The 15,395-nt window shown below is 72.4% G+C and carries 20 protein-coding genes; 12 read left to right on the forward strand and 8 right to left on the reverse strand.

What is annotated here, in order from left to right; translation table 11 throughout:
* Position 1 precedes the first annotated feature (1 nt).
* The gene (locus M8542_RS03470) at positions 2 to 406 is read left to right on the forward strand and encodes an OsmC family protein (RefSeq protein ID WP_257918488.1); all 405 of its coding nucleotides are present in this window, start codon (positions 2 to 4) and stop codon (positions 404 to 406) included.
* Here the strand turns inward: M8542_RS03470 and M8542_RS03475 are convergent.
* The 3 genes from M8542_RS03475 to M8542_RS03485 form a co-directional block, all read right to left on the reverse strand.
* A complete protein-coding gene (locus M8542_RS03475) occupies positions 403 to 744 on the reverse strand; it encodes a hypothetical protein (RefSeq protein WP_086672538.1) in 342 nt (113 codons plus the stop codon). The genes M8542_RS03470 and M8542_RS03475 overlap by 4 nt on opposite strands.
* Before the next feature lie 59 nt (positions 745 to 803).
* The gene (locus M8542_RS03480) at positions 804 to 2,852 is read right to left on the reverse strand and encodes an ATP-dependent DNA helicase (RefSeq protein WP_257918489.1); all 2,049 of its coding nucleotides are present in this window, start codon (positions 2,850 to 2,852) and stop codon (positions 804 to 806) included.
* An 81-nt stretch (positions 2,853 to 2,933) separates the two neighbouring features.
* Entirely contained in the window at positions 2,934 to 3,521 is a 588-nt protein-coding gene (locus M8542_RS03485) for a biotin transporter BioY (RefSeq protein WP_257918490.1), read from the reverse strand.
* Positions 3,522 to 3,729: 208 nt separating this feature from the next.
* On the opposite strand from M8542_RS03485, the gene M8542_RS03490 reads away from it, so the two are divergent.
* Positions 3,730 to 4,347, forward strand: a complete 618-nt coding sequence (locus M8542_RS03490; RefSeq protein WP_308210235.1) for a choice-of-anchor P family protein — start codon at positions 3,730 to 3,732, stop codon at positions 4,345 to 4,347.
* A 62-nt stretch (positions 4,348 to 4,409) separates the two neighbouring features.
* Here the strand turns inward: M8542_RS03490 and M8542_RS03495 are convergent, their stop codons facing one another.
* The 3 genes from M8542_RS03495 to M8542_RS03505 are packed head-to-tail and all read right to left on the reverse strand — an operon-like array spanning position 4,410 to position 6,951.
* Positions 4,410 to 5,060 carry a bifunctional 4-hydroxy-2-oxoglutarate aldolase/2-dehydro-3-deoxy-phosphogluconate aldolase gene (locus tag M8542_RS03495; protein WP_257918492.1) on the reverse strand — a complete coding sequence of 217 codons (651 nt, stop codon included), beginning with the start codon at positions 5,058 to 5,060 and terminating at the stop codon, positions 4,410 to 4,412.
* Complete coding sequence (locus tag M8542_RS03500) at positions 5,057 to 5,635, reverse strand: isochorismatase family protein (protein ID WP_257918493.1); 579 nt, start codon at positions 5,633 to 5,635, stop codon at positions 5,057 to 5,059. Before M8542_RS03500 ends, M8542_RS03495 begins: the two co-directional genes overlap by 4 nt.
* Before the next feature lie 14 nt (positions 5,636 to 5,649).
* The gene (locus M8542_RS03505) at positions 5,650 to 6,951 is read right to left on the reverse strand and encodes a nicotinate phosphoribosyltransferase (RefSeq protein ID WP_257918494.1); all 1,302 of its coding nucleotides are present in this window, start codon (positions 6,949 to 6,951) and stop codon (positions 5,650 to 5,652) included.
* 74 nt (positions 6,952 to 7,025) lie between these two features.
* Between M8542_RS03505 and clpS the strand changes: the two genes are divergently transcribed.
* From clpS to M8542_RS03535, 6 genes are all read left to right on the forward strand, one after another.
* Positions 7,026 to 7,325, forward strand: a complete 300-nt coding sequence (clpS, locus tag M8542_RS03510; protein WP_257918495.1) for an ATP-dependent Clp protease adapter ClpS — start codon at positions 7,026 to 7,028, stop codon at positions 7,323 to 7,325.
* On the forward strand, positions 7,322 to 7,879 hold the full coding sequence (locus M8542_RS03515; RefSeq protein WP_125313000.1) for a DUF2017 domain-containing protein: 558 nt from the start codon (positions 7,322 to 7,324) through the stop codon (positions 7,877 to 7,879). The genes clpS and M8542_RS03515 overlap by 4 nt, the downstream gene beginning before the upstream one ends.
* Complete coding sequence (locus tag M8542_RS03520; protein ID WP_257918496.1) at positions 7,876 to 8,856, forward strand: P1 family peptidase; 981 nt, start codon at positions 7,876 to 7,878, stop codon at positions 8,854 to 8,856. The genes M8542_RS03515 and M8542_RS03520 overlap by 4 nt, the downstream gene beginning before the upstream one ends.
* Positions 8,857 to 8,920: 64 nt before the next feature.
* On the forward strand, positions 8,921 to 9,328 hold the full coding sequence (locus M8542_RS03525) for a M67 family metallopeptidase (RefSeq protein WP_257918497.1): 408 nt from the start codon (positions 8,921 to 8,923) through the stop codon (positions 9,326 to 9,328).
* A 65-nt stretch (positions 9,329 to 9,393) separates the two neighbouring features.
* Entirely contained in the window at positions 9,394 to 9,666 is a 273-nt protein-coding gene (locus tag M8542_RS03530) for a MoaD/ThiS family protein (RefSeq protein ID WP_257918498.1), read from the forward strand.
* A gap of 3 nt (positions 9,667 to 9,669) precedes the next feature.
* On the forward strand, positions 9,670 to 10,620 hold the full coding sequence (locus tag M8542_RS03535) for a PLP-dependent cysteine synthase family protein (RefSeq protein WP_257918499.1): 951 nt from the start codon (positions 9,670 to 9,672) through the stop codon (positions 10,618 to 10,620).
* A 1-nt stretch (position 10,621) separates the two neighbouring features.
* Here the strand turns inward: M8542_RS03535 and M8542_RS03540 are convergent, their stop codons facing one another.
* The gene (locus tag M8542_RS03540; RefSeq protein ID WP_257918500.1) at positions 10,622 to 11,449 is read right to left on the reverse strand and encodes an MBL fold metallo-hydrolase; all 828 of its coding nucleotides are present in this window, start codon (positions 11,447 to 11,449) and stop codon (positions 10,622 to 10,624) included.
* A gap of 10 nt (positions 11,450 to 11,459) precedes the next feature.
* Between M8542_RS03540 and M8542_RS03545 the strand changes: the two genes are divergently transcribed.
* Positions 11,460 to 12,176 carry an aspartate/glutamate racemase family protein gene (locus M8542_RS03545; protein ID WP_257918573.1) on the forward strand — a complete coding sequence of 239 codons (717 nt, stop codon included), beginning with the start codon at positions 11,460 to 11,462 and terminating at the stop codon, positions 12,174 to 12,176.
* Position 12,177: 1 nt separating this feature from the next.
* Here M8542_RS03545 and M8542_RS03550 read toward each other — a convergent pair whose 3' ends face one another.
* On the reverse strand, positions 12,178 to 13,029 hold the full coding sequence (locus M8542_RS03550) for an arylamine N-acetyltransferase family protein (protein WP_257918501.1): 852 nt from the start codon (positions 13,027 to 13,029) through the stop codon (positions 12,178 to 12,180).
* A 94-nt stretch (positions 13,030 to 13,123) separates the two neighbouring features.
* On the opposite strand from M8542_RS03550, the gene M8542_RS03555 reads away from it, so the two are divergent.
* The 3 genes from M8542_RS03555 to M8542_RS03565 are packed head-to-tail and all read left to right on the forward strand — an operon-like array spanning position 13,124 to position 15,374.
* On the forward strand, positions 13,124 to 13,774 hold the full coding sequence (locus tag M8542_RS03555; protein WP_257918502.1) for a rhomboid family intramembrane serine protease: 651 nt from the start codon (positions 13,124 to 13,126) through the stop codon (positions 13,772 to 13,774).
* Entirely contained in the window at positions 13,771 to 14,577 is an 807-nt protein-coding gene (murI, locus tag M8542_RS03560) for a glutamate racemase (RefSeq protein WP_257918503.1), read from the forward strand. The genes M8542_RS03555 and murI overlap by 4 nt, the downstream gene beginning before the upstream one ends.
* 29 nt (positions 14,578 to 14,606) lie before the next feature.
* Positions 14,607 to 15,374 carry an MBL fold metallo-hydrolase gene (locus tag M8542_RS03565; protein ID WP_257918504.1) on the forward strand — a complete coding sequence of 256 codons (768 nt, stop codon included), beginning with the start codon at positions 14,607 to 14,609 and terminating at the stop codon, positions 15,372 to 15,374.
* Positions 15,375 to 15,395: the final 21 nt, after the last annotated feature.

A 15,395-nucleotide genomic window follows, 5' to 3' on the forward strand; every position in this document is an offset into this window, starting at 1 on the left:
CATGGGACTGGAAGTGGAGCGCGAGGGCGAGCACACGTTCGTCGGGCGCAACGACCGCGGCGCCGAGGTCCGGCTGGGCCGAAAGGACGCCGAGGGGGCGTTCTCACCCGCCGAGCTGCTGCAGATCGCGGCCGCGGGCTGCAGCGCGGTGACCGCAGAGCAGCTGATCACCCGGCGGATCGGCGAAGACGCGAAGTTCCGCGTGACCGTGACAGCCGACCGGCGTGAGGATGCTTCGGAGCTGGACGCCATGCACGTGGCTTTCGATGTCGACGTGTCGACTTTGGCGGCGGATCAGCGGGAGGCGCTGGCCGGCGCCGTGGACCGCGCGATCGAGCGGCTGTGCACGGTGAGCCGGACGCTCAAGAAGGGGATTCCGGTGACGGAGAGCTTCCCGGAGGCCTAGTTCTCGCTGGATTCCCAGACGACGTACGCCTGGTCGGCGTCGGTCGTCATGGCCTCGATGAACTTCTCGTTGTCGAAGCCGGGCAGGGCCTGCAGCCGCTCGATCAGCGCGTCGGCCGCCGGGTCTCCGCTCGGCACCGCCGTGCCCTTGCCGTCGGTGCCCACCAGCATGAAGAACACGTCTTCGTTCCACGGGCCGTCGGGGATCACCCGGACCATCACCGACGACAGGCCGGCCCACGTGACAGCTTCTTCGCTGCCGTCCGCGAGCCGCCGCCGCACGCCGGTGTCGTCGACGCTGACGGTCCGGGACTGTGCGCTGGACGAATCCTGGGTCAACCGGTGCTCCCTTTATTGCTTCGGTTGCTTCACCGTACCGGTCGGTGTTGTGGACCGCGTCACGCGGGCGCGGCTGCGTCGAGCCGGCGCAGGGCGTCGCGGGCCACCTTCGGGTCCATCGTCGGCCAGAACGGCGGCAGTGACGCGCGGAGGAATCCGCCGTAGCGGGCGTTCGCGAGCCGCGAATCCAGCACCGCGACCACCCCGCGGTCGCTGACCGAGCGGTGCAGCCGGCCGGTGCCCTGCGCCAGCAGCAGCGCCGCGTGCGTGGCCGCCACGGTGAGGAACCCGTTGCCGCCGCGGGCTTCCACCGCGCGCTGCCGGGCCGAGGACACCGGGTCGTCCGGGCGCGGGAACGGGATCCGGTCGACCACCACCAGCTGCAGTGACGGCCCCGGCACGTCCACGCCCTGCCACAGGCTCAGCGTGCCGAACAGGCACGTGCGGACGTCCTCGGAGAACTTCTGGACCAGCAGCGACGTCGCGTCTTCGCCCTGGCAGAGGATCGGGAAGTCGAGGCGCCCGCGCATCTCCTCGGCCGCCTGCTTGGCCGCCCGCATCGAGGAGAACAGGCCCAGCGTGCGCCCGCCCGCGGCCTCGATCAGCTCGGCCAGTTCGTCCATTGTGGACGAAGCGAGGCCGTCGCGGCCCGGCGGCGGCAGGTGCTTGGCCAGGTAGAGGATGCCGTTGCGCTTGTGGTCGAACGGCGAGCCGACGTCCAGGCCGGTCCACTTCGGGCCGGAGTCGTCCGACGGCGCTTCCTTGTCCGTCGCCGCGCCCGGCGCCTTCTCGACGCGGGTCGCGCCCGGCGGGAGCCCCCACTGGCGCGCCATGGTGTCGAACGTGCCGCCCAGGGTGAGCGTCGCCGACGTCAGGATCGTCGTGTGCTGGTTGAACACGCGCTCGCGCAGCAGCCCGGCGACGCCCAGCGGCGCCACCTTCAGCGCCGGCGGCCGCGGGTTCGAGGAGTACTTGTCGCCCGAGAGCCAGACGACGTCGCGCTGGTGGGCCTGGTCGTCGTCGAACGCCTCCAGCAGCCGGACCGCGGTGTCGTGCACCTCGTCGAGCAGCGAGCGCGCCAGCTTGCGCGCGGTGGCCCCTTCGACGTCTTCCTTGCGGTCCGAGCCCAGCGCCGTGATGCACGCGTGCGCGGCGTCGCGGACCGCCGGGATCGCGCCCTTCAGCGGCCTCGGCAGCTCGTCCATCCGGCCCGGGGGCAGGTCGTCGACGATCAGCGCCAGCCCGTCACCCGCCTCCAGCAGGCCGTCGGCGACGTCGGCGTCGATCAGCTTGCCGCAGCGGCGCGCGGCCGACGCGCACATCGCGCTGGTCAGCTCGCCGGTGGCGACCGAGGTGACCCGGTCGACCAGGTCGTGCGCCTCGTCGATGATCACGACGTCGTGGTCCGGCAGGACCTGGTAGCCCTGCAGGGCGTCGATCGCGAGCAGCGCGTGGTTGGTGATGATGACGTCGGCGCGGCCGGCCTCGGCGCGGGCCTTCTCCGCGAAGCAGTCCGTGCCGATCGGGCAGCGGGACGCGCCGAGGCATTCGCGCGCGGTCACCGACACCTGGCGCCACGCCTGGTCGGTGACACCGGGAACCAGCTCGTCGCGGTCGCCGGTTTCGGTGTCGGACGCCCATTCCCGCAGCCGCGTGACCTCCTTGCCGAGGCGCGACACCGCGAACGGGTCGAAGAGCTGGGCGTCCTCCGGCTCGTCGGGCGCGCCGGAATCCAGCCGGTGCAGGCACATGTAGTTGCGACGGCCCTTGAGGATCGCGAAGGTCGGCTCGCGGCCGAGTGGCTTCTTCAGCGCCTTCGCCAGGCGAGGGAGGTCGCGGTCGACGAGCTGGCGCTGCAGCGCGATCGTCGCCGTGGAGACGACGACGGTGGCTTCCTTCTCGACGGCGTGGCGGATCGCGGGGACGAGGTAGGCCAGCGACTTGCCGGTGCCGGTGCCGGCCTGCACGGCCAGGTGCTCGCCGGTGCGGATGGCGCGGCCGACGGCGTCGGCCATCTCGACCTGCCCTGGGCGTTCGGCACCACCGACGGACTCCACCGCGTGGGTGAGGAGTTCGAGGACGCCGGGGAAATCAGTTCGGGCGGGCACAGCGACACACATTAGCCGCCGGGGCCGACAGGATCGGTGATCCGTCGCGAACGGGCCACTCGCGCCGGATCACCGAGGCCGTCAGTCTTCGGTGCGGCCCGAAACCAGCTTCCAGGTCAGCGGCAGCAACCCGGCGGCGACGACGATCTTGATCGCGTCCCCGACCAGGAACGGCGTGACGCCCTTGGCGAACGCCGTCGACAGGTCGAAGCCGGTCGACGCCATCAGCCACGGCACGCCGAAGGCGTAGATGACGAGGTTGCCGAGCACCATGGTGCCCGCGGTGCGCACCGGCGTCCGGTCGCCGCCGCGGCCGGCCAGGGCGCCCACGAGCGCGCCGGCGAAGACGAACCCGACGATGTAGCCGGCGCTCGCGCCGGACAGGCCCGCGGTGCCGTGCTGGAACCACGGCACACCAACCGCTCCGACGAGCAGGTAGACGAGCATCGACGCGGCACCGCGCGACATGCCGAGCGACGCGCCGACGAGCAGCGCGGCGAACGTCTGGCCGGTCATCGGCACCGGGCTGCCCGGCACCGGGATGGTCAGCTGCGCGGCGGCGCCGGTGAGCACGGCGCCGCCGGCGACGAGCGCGATGTCCCGGACGAGCGAGCCGGGCACGAGATCGGCCAGCACCGGCCGCTTGCCGGCGAAGGACAGCGAAGACACGAAACCTCCCTGGGTGTGCGGACGATCGACGTTAACGCTCGTTACCACGCCGCGAACCCGGGAAGTTGCCTTCGTCACCGGCCACTCGTCCGGGTGGACCCGATCAGGGGTTCCGGCGCGCCTGCCGATGACGAAGAGGGTAACTACGAACTGTCACGACAACCGTGGAGGCCGGTGCATGCGAAACGCCAGGAAGAGGACATTCCGGGTGCTGGCGGTGACGACGCTCGCGGCCCCGCTCCTGGTCGCCGCGGCGCCGGTGACGTCCACCGGATGGGCGTCTTCCGGCTCGCTCGACGTGCTGCTCGACAATGAGCACGTCGTCACCGGTGAGCTGGCGAAATGCACCGCGGACGGCCCGTACGGCGATCGGACGCCTGGAGGTGCGACGGGCGACATCGCCACGTTCGGCACCGGGGAGACCGGGTGCGGGCGGACCGGCGACGTGTCGGTCGCGCAGGCGTCCGGGCACCGGTTCGAGGCCACCGTGCTCAAGCGCTTCGGCGGCCCGGTGCTCACTGTCCGCACCTATTCGGCGAAGTGCGCGACCAACGCGACCGGCAGCGGCGGTGAAGTGTCGATCGGCGCGGTCGAGGGGATCGCGGTGCCGGCGCAGATCCCGCCGAACGACCGGATCGTCATCCCCGGCGGCCCGGCGGGCACCGCGCTGGCGACGGTGATCCTCAACGAGACGGTGACGCCCCAGCCACCTGACGGCAGCATGGTGACGCACGCACTGCACATCGTGCTGTTCCCCCAGGGCGGCCCCGCGAGCGGGGACATCTACCTGGGCACGGCGGCCTGCGACCCGTTCGGCAAGAAGTAGCGCGGCACTTTCCCTACGAAAGCTCCGCTTTGCGGCGCAAAGCGGAGCTTTCGTAGGGAAAGTTACGCTTTGGCGGTCTTGAAGCGCGCGGCCGCCGCGACGAACTCGCCCGCGCGGGCCGCGAGGTCCGGGAGGCTGCCGCTCGGCGAGAGCGCGTCGCCCAGCAACGGCGTCGCCGCCGCCACCGCGATCGCGCCCGAGCGCAGGTAGCTCTCGACGTCGGCCAGGTGGACGCCGCCGGTCGGGACCAGCGGGACGTCCGGCAGCGGGGCCCGCACCGCGCGCAAGTACGCGACGCCGCCGACCGCCGCCACCGGGAACACCTTGACCGCCGCCGCGCCGAGGCGCCACGCCTGGTCGATCTCCGTCGGCGTCAGCGCGCCGCAGATCACCGGCGTGTCCAGCTCCGCCGCGCGCTCCAGCACCGCCGGGTTGACCGTCGGCGTGATCAGGTACGCCGCGCCGGCGTCGACCGCGACGTCCACATCGGACGGTTCGCGGACGCTGCCCGCGCCGACCAGAGCGTCTTCGCCCAGCGCCAGCCGCAGCGCGGTGATCGCGGCCGGTGCTCCGGGCGTCGTCAGGGTCGCTTCGAGGAGGCGGATGCCCGCGGCGTGCAGCACCATCGCCGCGTCGGCGAACCGCCCCGCGTCGGCGGCGCGCAGGATCGCGACCAGCCGGTGTTCCGCCAGCGCGGCCCGGATGTCCTTCACGCGGGCGAGCCGACGAACGCCGTGCCGGTGTGGGTGACGCCGGCCTTGTCGAAGTCCTCGACCGTCGCGTCCACCGTCGGCTGCGAGCCACCGACCGTCAGGTCCAGCAGCACGCGCACGCCGAAGCCCGCCTTCGCCGCGTCGAGCGCCGTCGCGCGGACGCAGAAGTCGGTCGCGATGCCGACGACGTCGACGTCGGTCACGTCGTGCTCGCGCAGCCACGCTTCCAGGGACTTCCCGTCGCGGGCCGCGCCCTCGAAGCCGGAGTACGCCGCGCTGTACTCGCCCTTGGAGAACACCTCGCCGATCGGGACGACGTCGAGCGCGGGGTGGAACGACGCGCCCGGCGTGCCGGCGACGCAGTGCACGGGCCAGCTGTCCTTGAAGTCGGGGGTGTCGCTGAAGTGGTCGCCCGGGTCGATGTGGTTGTCCCGGGTGGCCACGACGTGGCTGTACCCGCCCTCGGCGGCCTGCTTCGAGATGGCGGCGGCCGCGGCGGCCCCGCCCGGCAGGCCGAGCGAACCTCCTTCGCAGAAGTCGTTCTGCACGTCCACCACGATCAGGGCGGTCCCCATGGTCGAACTCCCTCTCAGAGAAACAGGGTCGGGATAGCGGGCTCGCCGTGCGAGAGCTTCAGGCCCTCCCACGGCAGGCTGACCAGGCCGCGGCGCAGCCGCTGCCTCGCGTCGTCGAGCGTAGGCAGGTCCGCCTCCGCGCGGCCAGCGCGGATCAGCGGGATCTGCAGCGGGCGGTCGTTGGCCTCCGGCTCCGGCGCCTTCCCGGCCGTGGTCCAGACGACCTCCTCGACCGCCGTCCCGGTGCCGCGGTGGCGCCGCAGCGCGGACTTGCGCCCGCCGCGGGACTCCTTGTGCGCGCTGCGCTTGGCGACCGGCCTGCCGTCCACCTCGACCAGCTTGTAGACCATCCCGGCGGTCGGCGCGCCCGAGCCGGTGACCACCGACGTCCCGACGCCGTACGCGTCGACGGGCTCCGCGCGCAACGCCGCGATGGCGTGCTCGTCGAGGTCGCCGGACACGACGATCCGGGTGTCCTTCGCGCCCAGGGCGTCCAGCTGCTCGCGGGCGCGGCGGGCGAGCGGGCCGACGTCGCCCGAGTCGATCCGGATCGCACCGAGCTCCGGTCCGGCGACGCGGACCGCGGCGTCGATGCCGGCGGTGATGTCGTAGGTGTCGACCAGCAGCGTCGTGTCCGCGCCCATCTTCTCGACCTGGGCGCGGAAGGCGGCCTCCTCGCTGTCGTGCAGCAGCATGAAGGCGTGCGCGACGGTGCCGCGGGTCGGGATGCCGTAGCGGCGGCCGGCTTCGAGGTTCGACGTCGTCGCGAAGCCGGCCAGGTAGGCGGCGCGCGCGGCGGCGACGGCGGCGTACTCGTGCGTGCGGCGCCCGCCCATCTCGATGATCGGCCGGCCGTGCGCGGCGCCGGACATCCGGGCGGCCGCGGACGCGATGGCGCTGTCGTGGTTGAGGATCGACAGGACCAGCGTCTCCAGCAGCACGCACTCGCCGAACGAGCCGGTGACGGTGAGCAGTGGCGAGCCGGGGAAGTACAGCTCACCCTCGGCGTAGCCGTCGATGTCGCCGGAGAACTCGTAGCCGGCGAGCCAGGACAGCGTCGTGTCGTCGACGACCGCGGTGGCCTCCAGCTGCGCCAGTTCGGCGTCGGTGAAGCGGAAGTCCGCGATCGCGTCGAGGACGCGGGCGGTGCCCGCGACGACGCCGTAGCGGCGCCCGTCCGGCAGTCTCCTGGCGAACACCTCGAAGACGCAGGGCCGGTCGGCCGTGCCGTCGGCGAGCGCGCTGCCCAGCATGGTCAGCTCGTAGTGGTCGGTGAGCAGCGCAGTGCTGGTCGTGGCCGGCTCCGGTGAACCCATGGGGTCAGCCTATTCACCCACATGGCCGGACCTGGCGCGGCGTACCCTGTCGGCTCCGTGACACCATGGGGTGCATGTCCTTGCCTGTCGCAGCCGAGCAGACACAGGTCGAGCCGGCCGGAGCCGAGGTCGCCGAGTCGGACACACCCTGGCGGACCGTGGTGTGGAACGACCCGGTCAACCTGATGTCGTACGTGACGTACGTCTTCCAGAAGCTGTTCGGCTACGGCCGTGACCACGCCACCAAGCTGATGCTCGACGTGCACCACAAGGGCAAGGCGATCGTCTCGTCCGGCTCGAAGGAGAAGGTGGAGACCGACGTGGCGAAACTCCACGCGGCGGGCCTGTGGGCCACGATGGAGCAGACCTCGTGAACGGGTGGCGGCGCAAGGGCGCGGTCATCCACGCCGGGTTCGAACAGCAGGAAGCCGCGGTGCTGCGCGGGCTGGTCAGCCAGCTCGAGGACATGCTCACCGCGCGCGCCGAGGAGGCGCCGCAGGACGAGCTCGCCGAGCTGACCGGCATCCGCACCGGGCCCACCGAGTCGCCGGACGACCCGGTGCTCTCGCGGCTGCTCCCGGACTTCCACAAGCTCGACCCGGACAACCCGACCCGCGAAGACCTCGACTCGGCGTCGGCGATGCGCTCGCTGCACGAGCCGGAGCTGCTCGACATCAAGGTCGGCGTGGCGAAGATCGTGCTCGACACGCTGCCCCGCGACGGTGGTCACGTCCGGCTGACCGAGGAGCAGGCCGACGCCTGGCTGGGCGCGCTCAACGACGTCCGGCTGGCCCTGGGCACCGCGCTCGACGTCACCGAGGACATGCCCGACGAGCTGCCCGAGGACGACCCGCGGGCGCCGCACCTGGGCGTCTACCACTGGCTGACCTGGGTGCAGGAGACGCTGATCCAGGCGCTGACCGGATGATCACCGACGTCCCCGGCGTGCTGGTCGGGCACCACGAGCGGGTCGGGGACGGCTGGGCCACCGGCACGACGGTGGTCCTGGTGCCCGAAGGCGCGGTCGGCGCGGTCGACCAGCGCGGCGGCGCGCCCGGCACCCGCGAGACGAACCTGCTGGAGCCGGAGAACCTGGTGCAGCGGGTCAACGCGGTCTGCTTGTCGGGTGGCTCGGCCTACGGGCTGGCCGCGGCCGACGGCGTCATGCGGTGGCTCGCGGAGCGGAACCTGGGCTTCCCGGTGGGCACGCAACCGCACGAGGTCGTGCCGATCGTGCCCGCGGCGGTGCTGTTCGACCTGCCGCGCAGCGAGTGGGGCAACCGGCCGGACGCGTCCTTCGGGTACGCGGCGTGCGAAGCGGCTTCGGAGTCCTTCGCCTCGGGGACGGTCGGGGCGGGCGCGGGTGCCGCTGTCGGGTCCTTGAAGGGCGGCATCGGCTCGGCCGGCGAGGTCGTCGGCGAGTACACCGTCGGGGCGATCGCGGCGGTCAACGCGGCGGGCGAGGCCGTCGACCTCTCGACGGGGCGCGCTTTCGCGGCCGACCACGGCGACTTCGGCGTCACGTGGCCTTCGCGGCCCGCGGACCTGCCGTCTCGCGCGACCGACCTGAACACGACGATCGGCGTGGTCGCGGTGGACGCGGCGCTGTCGAAGGCCGAGGCCCGGCGGATCGCGGTCGCGGCCCAGGACGGGCTGGCGCGCGCGGTGCGCCCGGCGCACACGATGTTCGACGGCGACACGGTGTTCGCGCTGGCCACGGGCGCGCGTGCGCTGCCGGAGGCGAGCGGTCCGTTCGGCCCGGCGGCGCGCGCGGCGGGGCTGGACGCGCTGTGCTCGGCGGCGGCGCGGGTGTTCGCGCGGGCGATGGTGCACGGGCTGCTCGCGGCGACCACGGCCGGCGGGGTGCCGGCGTACCGGGACGTGTGGCCGGAAGCTTTCGCCTGAATTCCCTGGTGAGCGCTATGTCTCACGATCTGGACAGCTTGTGTCCACCACCTAAGATGTGGATGTGCTCCGGATCCGCCGTGACCTCGTCGACGAGATCGTCGCCCATGCCCGTCGTGACCACCCCGACGAGGCCTGTGGCGTGATCGCCGGGCCCGACGGGTCCGACTCGCCCGAGCGGTTCATCCCCATGCTGAACGCCGCGCGCTCACCCACGTTCTACGAGTTCGACAGCGGCGACCTGCTGAAGCTCTACCGCGAAATGGACGCGAACGACGAAGTGCCGGTGGTGATCTACCACTCGCACACCGCGACCGAGGCCTACCCGTCGCGGACCGACGCGAACATCGCGGCCGAGCCGGGCGCGCACTACGTGCTCGTCTCCACCCGCGACCCCGAAGTGCACGAGTTCCGCTCGTACCGGATCGTGGACGCCGAGATCACCGAGGAGCCGGTCGAGATCGTCGACTGACCCCTCGGAATAAACCGCCGCGCCATCGGCGTCTGCGTTTAAGAACCCACCGGAGGTAGAAACCCATGGCCGTGACCGTCTCCATCCCGACGATCCTGCGCACCCACACCGGCGGCGAGAAGTCCGTCGAGGCGAAGGGCGCGACCGTCCTCGAGGTCATCGACGACGTCGAGTCCCGCCACGCCGGCATCAAGGGCCGCCTGGTGAAGGAGGAGAAGCTGCACCGCTTCATCAACGTCTACGTCAACGACGAGGACGTCCGCTTCTCCGGTGGGCTCGAGGCCGAGGTCAAGGACGGCGACACCCTGACCATCCTCCCCGCCGTGGCCGGTGGCTGATCGATGGCTCGCTTCGAGTCCCTGCTCGACGCGCTCGGCGGCACCCCGCTGGTCGGGCTGCCCCGGCTCTCGCCCACGCACGACGTGCGGCTGTGGGCGAAGCTGGAGGACCGCAACCCGACTGGCTCGATCAAGGACCGCCCCGCGCTGGCCATGATCGAAGCCGCCGAGCGTGAAGGCAAGCTCCGCCGCGGCTCCACGATCCTGGAGCCGACGTCGGGCAACACCGGCATCTCGCTGGCCATGGCCGCCAAGCTCAAGGGCTACGGGCTGGTCTGCGTGATGCCGGAGAACACCTCGACCGAGCGCAAGCAGCTGCTGCAGGCCTACGGCGCGCGGATCGTGTTCTCCCCGGCCGCGGGCGGCTCGAACGAGGCCGTCCGGCGGGCGAAGGAGCTGGCCGAGGCGAACCCCGAGTGGGTGATGCTCTACCAGTACGGCAACCCGGCCAACGCCGACGCGCACTACCGCGGCACCGGGCCCGAGCTGCTCAAGGACCTGCCGACGCTGACGCACTTCGTCGGCGGCCTCGGCACGACCGGCACGCTGGTGGGGGTCGGCCGGTACCTGCACGAGGCGAAGCCCGAGGTCCAGGTCATCGCGGCCGAACCGCGCTACGGCGAGCTGGTGTACGGCCTGCGCAACCTCGACGAGGGGTTCGTCCCGGAGCTGTACGACGCCTCGGTGTTGAACGGCCGGTACTCCGTGGGCGCTTACGACGCGCTGCGCCGGACCCGGGAACTGCTGGAGCACGAAGGCATCTTCGCGGGCATCTCGACGGGCGCGGTGCTGCATGCGGCGCTGGCCGTCGCGGAGAAGGCCGCGGCTCGCGGCGAGACCGCCGACGTGGCTTTCGTCGTCGCGGACGCCGGGTGGAAGTACCTGTCGACGGGGGCTTACGCGGGCTCGCTCGACGAAGCCGCCGAGCGGCTCGACGGGCAGCTCTGGGCCTGAGTCACTCCGCTTTCCAGAGTTCGGGCCGGGCGAGGTCGACACCGTCGGCCTCGGCCAGCCGCTCGAAGGTGGCCATCGTCTCGCCCAGGTCGTCGAACATCTTGGGCAGCCGCTTCAGCGGCTTGCTCAGCGGGCGCCAGAAGACGTCCCAGTGGATCAGGCGGACCCGTTTCGGCCGGACCGCGCCGACCGTCTCGCGCCAGTATTCTTCGCGCCACCGCTCGGTTTGCTTGCCGACGGCGCCGATGCCGAGGTAGACGACGTCCGCGCGGTAGCCGGCCAGCGCGCCGGGCACGAAGTTCGCCGACGCGTGGACCAGGACTTTCCCCGCCGCGTGGGCGAGGTGGAACGAGTAGCAGCGGCCGGTCTTGAACGCCTTGGCCCTGGCCGGCAGCCGGACGGGCTCGGTGATTTCGCCGGGGACGCGGTCGCCGGCGCTGTGGAGTGCGTCGACCGGCGTGACGGTGAAGGCGCCGAACTCCACGGGCCGGCCCGGCACCAGCTCCTCGAACGGCTCGGCGGCCAGGCCGTAGCCCTCCTGGACCTTCCGCGTCGAGGACGAGCCGGCCAGCGTGGCGCCGGTCGCCTGGGCGACCACGGGAGCGTCGAGGACGTGGTCGACGTGGGAGTGCGCCACCAGGACGGCGTCCAGCTTCGTGACGCCGAGCCGGTGCAGGGCGTCGTCGATCCGGCCGCGGTCCGGCGCCACGCGGGTCGCCATCTTCAGCAGTGACGGCCGGGAGAAGAAGCCGTCGGCCAGCACGCTCGAGGTGCCGTCGGTGACCAGGACGGTCGACACCCCGGCGAAGGCCGTGCGGAGTTCGGGCATGCTGACCACTATGAAGGTCATCGGGTTGCTGGGCGGCATGAGCTGGGAGTCGTCCGCCGAGTACTACCGGCTCGTGAACGAACGGGTGAAGGACGCCCTCGGCGGGTTCCACTCCGCGCACACCGTGCTCTACTCCGTCGACTTCGCCGCCATCGAGGCGATGCAGGCCGACGGCCGGTGGGACGAGGCCGGCGCCGAGCTGAACCGGGCCGCTCGCGCGCTGGAAGCCGCCGGCGCCGACTTCGTCGTGCTCTGCACCAACACCATGCACAAGGTCGCCGACCGGCTCGAGGACGGGCTCGGCATCCCCCTGCTGCACCTGGCCGACGCCACCGCCGCCGCGGTCACGGCCGCCGGGATCCGGCGGATCGGGCTGCTCGGCACCGGGTTCACCATGGCGCAGCCCTTCTACCGCGACCGGCTCGCCGCGCACGGCCTCGACGTGCTCGTGCCCGGTGAGGAGGACCGCGACCTCGTCCACCGCGTCATCTACGACGAGCTGGTGCTCGGCGTGGTGAAGCCCGAGTCGCGCGAGGCCTACCGCGGGGTGATTGCCCGGCTGGCCGAAGCGGGCGCCGAGGGCGTGATCTACGGCTGCACCGAGATCGAGCTGCTGGTCGGCCCCGAGGACAGCCCGGTGCCGACCTTCCCCACCACCCGCCTGCACGCCGAGGCCGCCGTCGACTTCGCGCTGGGCGCCGCCGAGCTGCCCCGGCCGCCCGCCTGAGTCACACCGCGACCACCGGCCCCTCGCTCGTGTGCGCCTCGTGCTGCGCGACGACCTGCCGCCACAGCCGCGCCCGCTCCTCGGCCGTGAACAGGTCCGGAGTGATGCCGAAGACGTCCGCCGCGGCCGTCCACCAGGCTTCGGGGGACTCCACCAGCTCCTTGGCGCCATGGCGGTTCAGCGTCAGCGCCCGCAGCGTGTCGACGCCCGCCGCGTCGCGCCGCTGGATCACGCAGACGCGGACGAAGCCGGACTCCGGCGAGGTCGACAGCCACGCGTGCTTCTCCGCGAAGTCGGGCAGCTCCGCCACCCCGGGCGCGAAGTCGAAGCCCACGAAGCTGCCTGCCGGGTCGTGGTCGAAGCGCCAGCCGCCCGGCGCCACCTCCGAGCGCCGCAGCCGGTAGGTGTGCGGGCCCTGGACGTAGGTGCCTTCCCGTAGGGGGAGCGGCTCGTGGAAGCCGTCGCCCAGCCCGGCGTCGACCAGCCACGGTGTCGCCGGCTCGTCCGGCAGCGCCGCGACGGTCAGCGCCAGGTGGTTGCGGTCGAGGTTCGGCGCGTCACCCGCGCCGCCCTGCACCCCGCCGAGGTGCCTCGTGACGGGGTAGCCGAGCTCGCGCAGCAGCTCCGAAAACGCGCCGTTGAGGTGGTAGCAGTACCCGCCGCGGCCGCGCAGGATCCGCGCCAGCGACGCCGACGGCGCCAGCGGCGTCGGCCGGCCGAGCTGGATCTCCAGCGCTTCGTACGGCACGCGCTCGACGTGTGCCGCGTGCAGCCGCCGCAGCGCGGCCGCGCTCGGCGGCTCGGCCTCGAGCCCGAGCCGCGCCAGGTATCCCGTGACGTCCAAGTTCCCCATGGCCGGAAACGTTAGCGGCGGGCACCGACAAAAACGCCGGATCAGGGATTTCACCCGAGGCGCGGCGCCGGGGAGCTGACGTAGCGTCGATGGCGTGAGCACTTCGCCCGTGAGTCCCGCCCCGGAAACCGACGCCGCCAAGCGCGTGCTGCCGCCGAAACCCAAGGCGGCCGCGATCGTGGCGCTCTCGTTCACCCTGCTGCTGTACCTGGTCGAGCTGGTCGACGTGATCCTGCCCGGCGACCTCGACCAGGGTGGCATCGTCTCCCGCAGGCTCTCCGGCCTCGACGGCGTGCTGTTCGCGCCGGTCCTGCACGCCGGTTGGTCGCACCTGTTCGCCAACACGGTGCCGGTGCTGCTGTTCTCCTTCCTCGCGATGGCCGCCGGGATCGGCCGGTTCGCGCTGGTCACGGCCATCATCTGGGTGGTCTCCGGGCTCGGCGTGTGGCTGATCGGGCCGGCGAACACGGTCACCGTCGGCGCGTCCGGGCTGGCCTTCGGCTGGCTCGCCTACCTGCTGGTGCGCGGCATCTTCAACCGCGCGGCCGGGCAGATCCTGGTCGCCGTCGTCCTGCTGGGCGTGTGGAGCGGGATGCTCGCCGGGCTGCTGCCGGGCAACCCCGGCGTCTCCTGGCAGGGGCACGTCTTCGGCGCGCTGGCCGGTGTCCTCGCGGCGTGGCTGACGAGCCGCACCGGGAAGTCCCGGAAAGCCGAGCCGGCGACCCCGGGTAACCTCGGGGTGTGACGTCTCCGCCCGCTGATGCCCCGATCGGCGTGTTCGATTCCGGCGTCGGCGGGCTGACGGTCGCGAGGGCGATCCTCGAGCAGCTGCCCGCCGAACAGCTCCGCTACGTCGGCGACACGGCGCACAACCCGTACGGCCCGCTCCCGATCGCCACCGCCCGCAGCTACGCGCTGGCGGCGCTCGACGAGATCGTCGAAAGCGGCGTGAAGGCGTTGGTCATCGCCTGCAACACGGCGTCCGCGGCCTGCCTGCGCGACGCCCGCGAGCGCTACGACGTCCCGGTGATCGAGGTCGTCCTGCCCGCCACGCGGCGCGCGGTCATCGCGACGCACACCGGCCGGGTCGGCGTGATCGGCACCGAGGGCACGGTGCGCTCGCGCGCCTACGAAGACGCTTTCACCGCGGCGCCCGGCATCACGCTCACCAGCGTCGCCTGCCCGCGGTTCGTGGACTTCGTCGAGCGCGGCATCACCTCGGGGCGGCAGGTGCTCGGGCTGGCGCAGGGCTACCTGCAGCCGCTGCTCGACGCCGAGGTCGACACGGTCGTGCTCGGCTGCACGCACTACCCGCTCCTGCAGGGCGTGCTGCAGATCGTGATGGGCCAGGAGGTCACGCTCGTCTCCAGCGCCGAGGAGACCGCGAAAGACCTCGTGCGGGTGCTCACCGAACGGGACCTGCTGACGGCCCGGGACACCCCGCCGCGGCACGAGTTCCTGGCCACCGGGTCGGCCGAGCCGTTCGCCCGGCTCGCCGCGCGGTTCATGGGGTTCGCCCCGGGTGTTCTGACTCCCACCACCGCGTGATCGGGACAACGGGCGCTTAGGGTGTCGAAGTGCGACTGACCATCCTCGGGTGCTCCGGCAGCATCCCCGGGCCGAACACCGCCGCGTCCGGCTACCTGGTCGAGGCCGAAGGGTTCCTGCTCGGCCTCGAGCTCGGCAACGGGACGCTGGCGCAGCTGCAGGCCGTGGCCGACCCGTTCGACCTCGACGCCCTGGTGCTCACGCACCTGCACCCGGACCACTGCGCCGACGTCAGCGCACTCACCGTCCTGCGGCGCTACCACCCGGCGAAGCCCTACCCGGCGCGCCCGCGGCTGCTGCCGCTCTACGCGCCGCCGGACGCGCCGACCCGCCTGGCGAACGCATACGCGCCCAACGAGACCGAGCGGGCCGTCACCGACCTCTCCGACGTCTACGACTTCCTGCCGCTGCGGCCCGAGCCGTTCCGGATCGGCCCGTTCGACGTGCTCGCGCTCGAGGTCGACCACCCGACCCCGGCCTACGGCCTGCGCATCTCCTACGGCGGCCGGATCCTGGCGTTCACCGGCGACACCGGGCCGTGCCGGGCGCTGAACGAGCTCGCCGACGGCGTCGACCTGCTGCTCGCCGAAGCGTCGTGGACGGATTCGGCGGAACGGCCGGCCGGCGTGCACCTGTCGGGCAAGCAGGCCGGTGAGCTGGCGCGCGACGCCGGTGTCGGGCGGCTGCTGCTGACGCACATCGCGCCGTGGACGGACGCGGGCGCGGTTCTGGGTGAGGCGTCGGTCGAGTTCCCGGGGGCCGAGGTCGTCAAGCAGGGTGCCGTCTACGACGTGTGAACCCCCGGTTCTAGAGTGCTC

It is taken from the genome of Amycolatopsis iheyensis (genome assembly GCF_024703995.1).
Classification (GTDB): Bacteria; Actinomycetota; Actinomycetes; order Mycobacteriales; family Pseudonocardiaceae; genus Amycolatopsis; species Amycolatopsis iheyensis.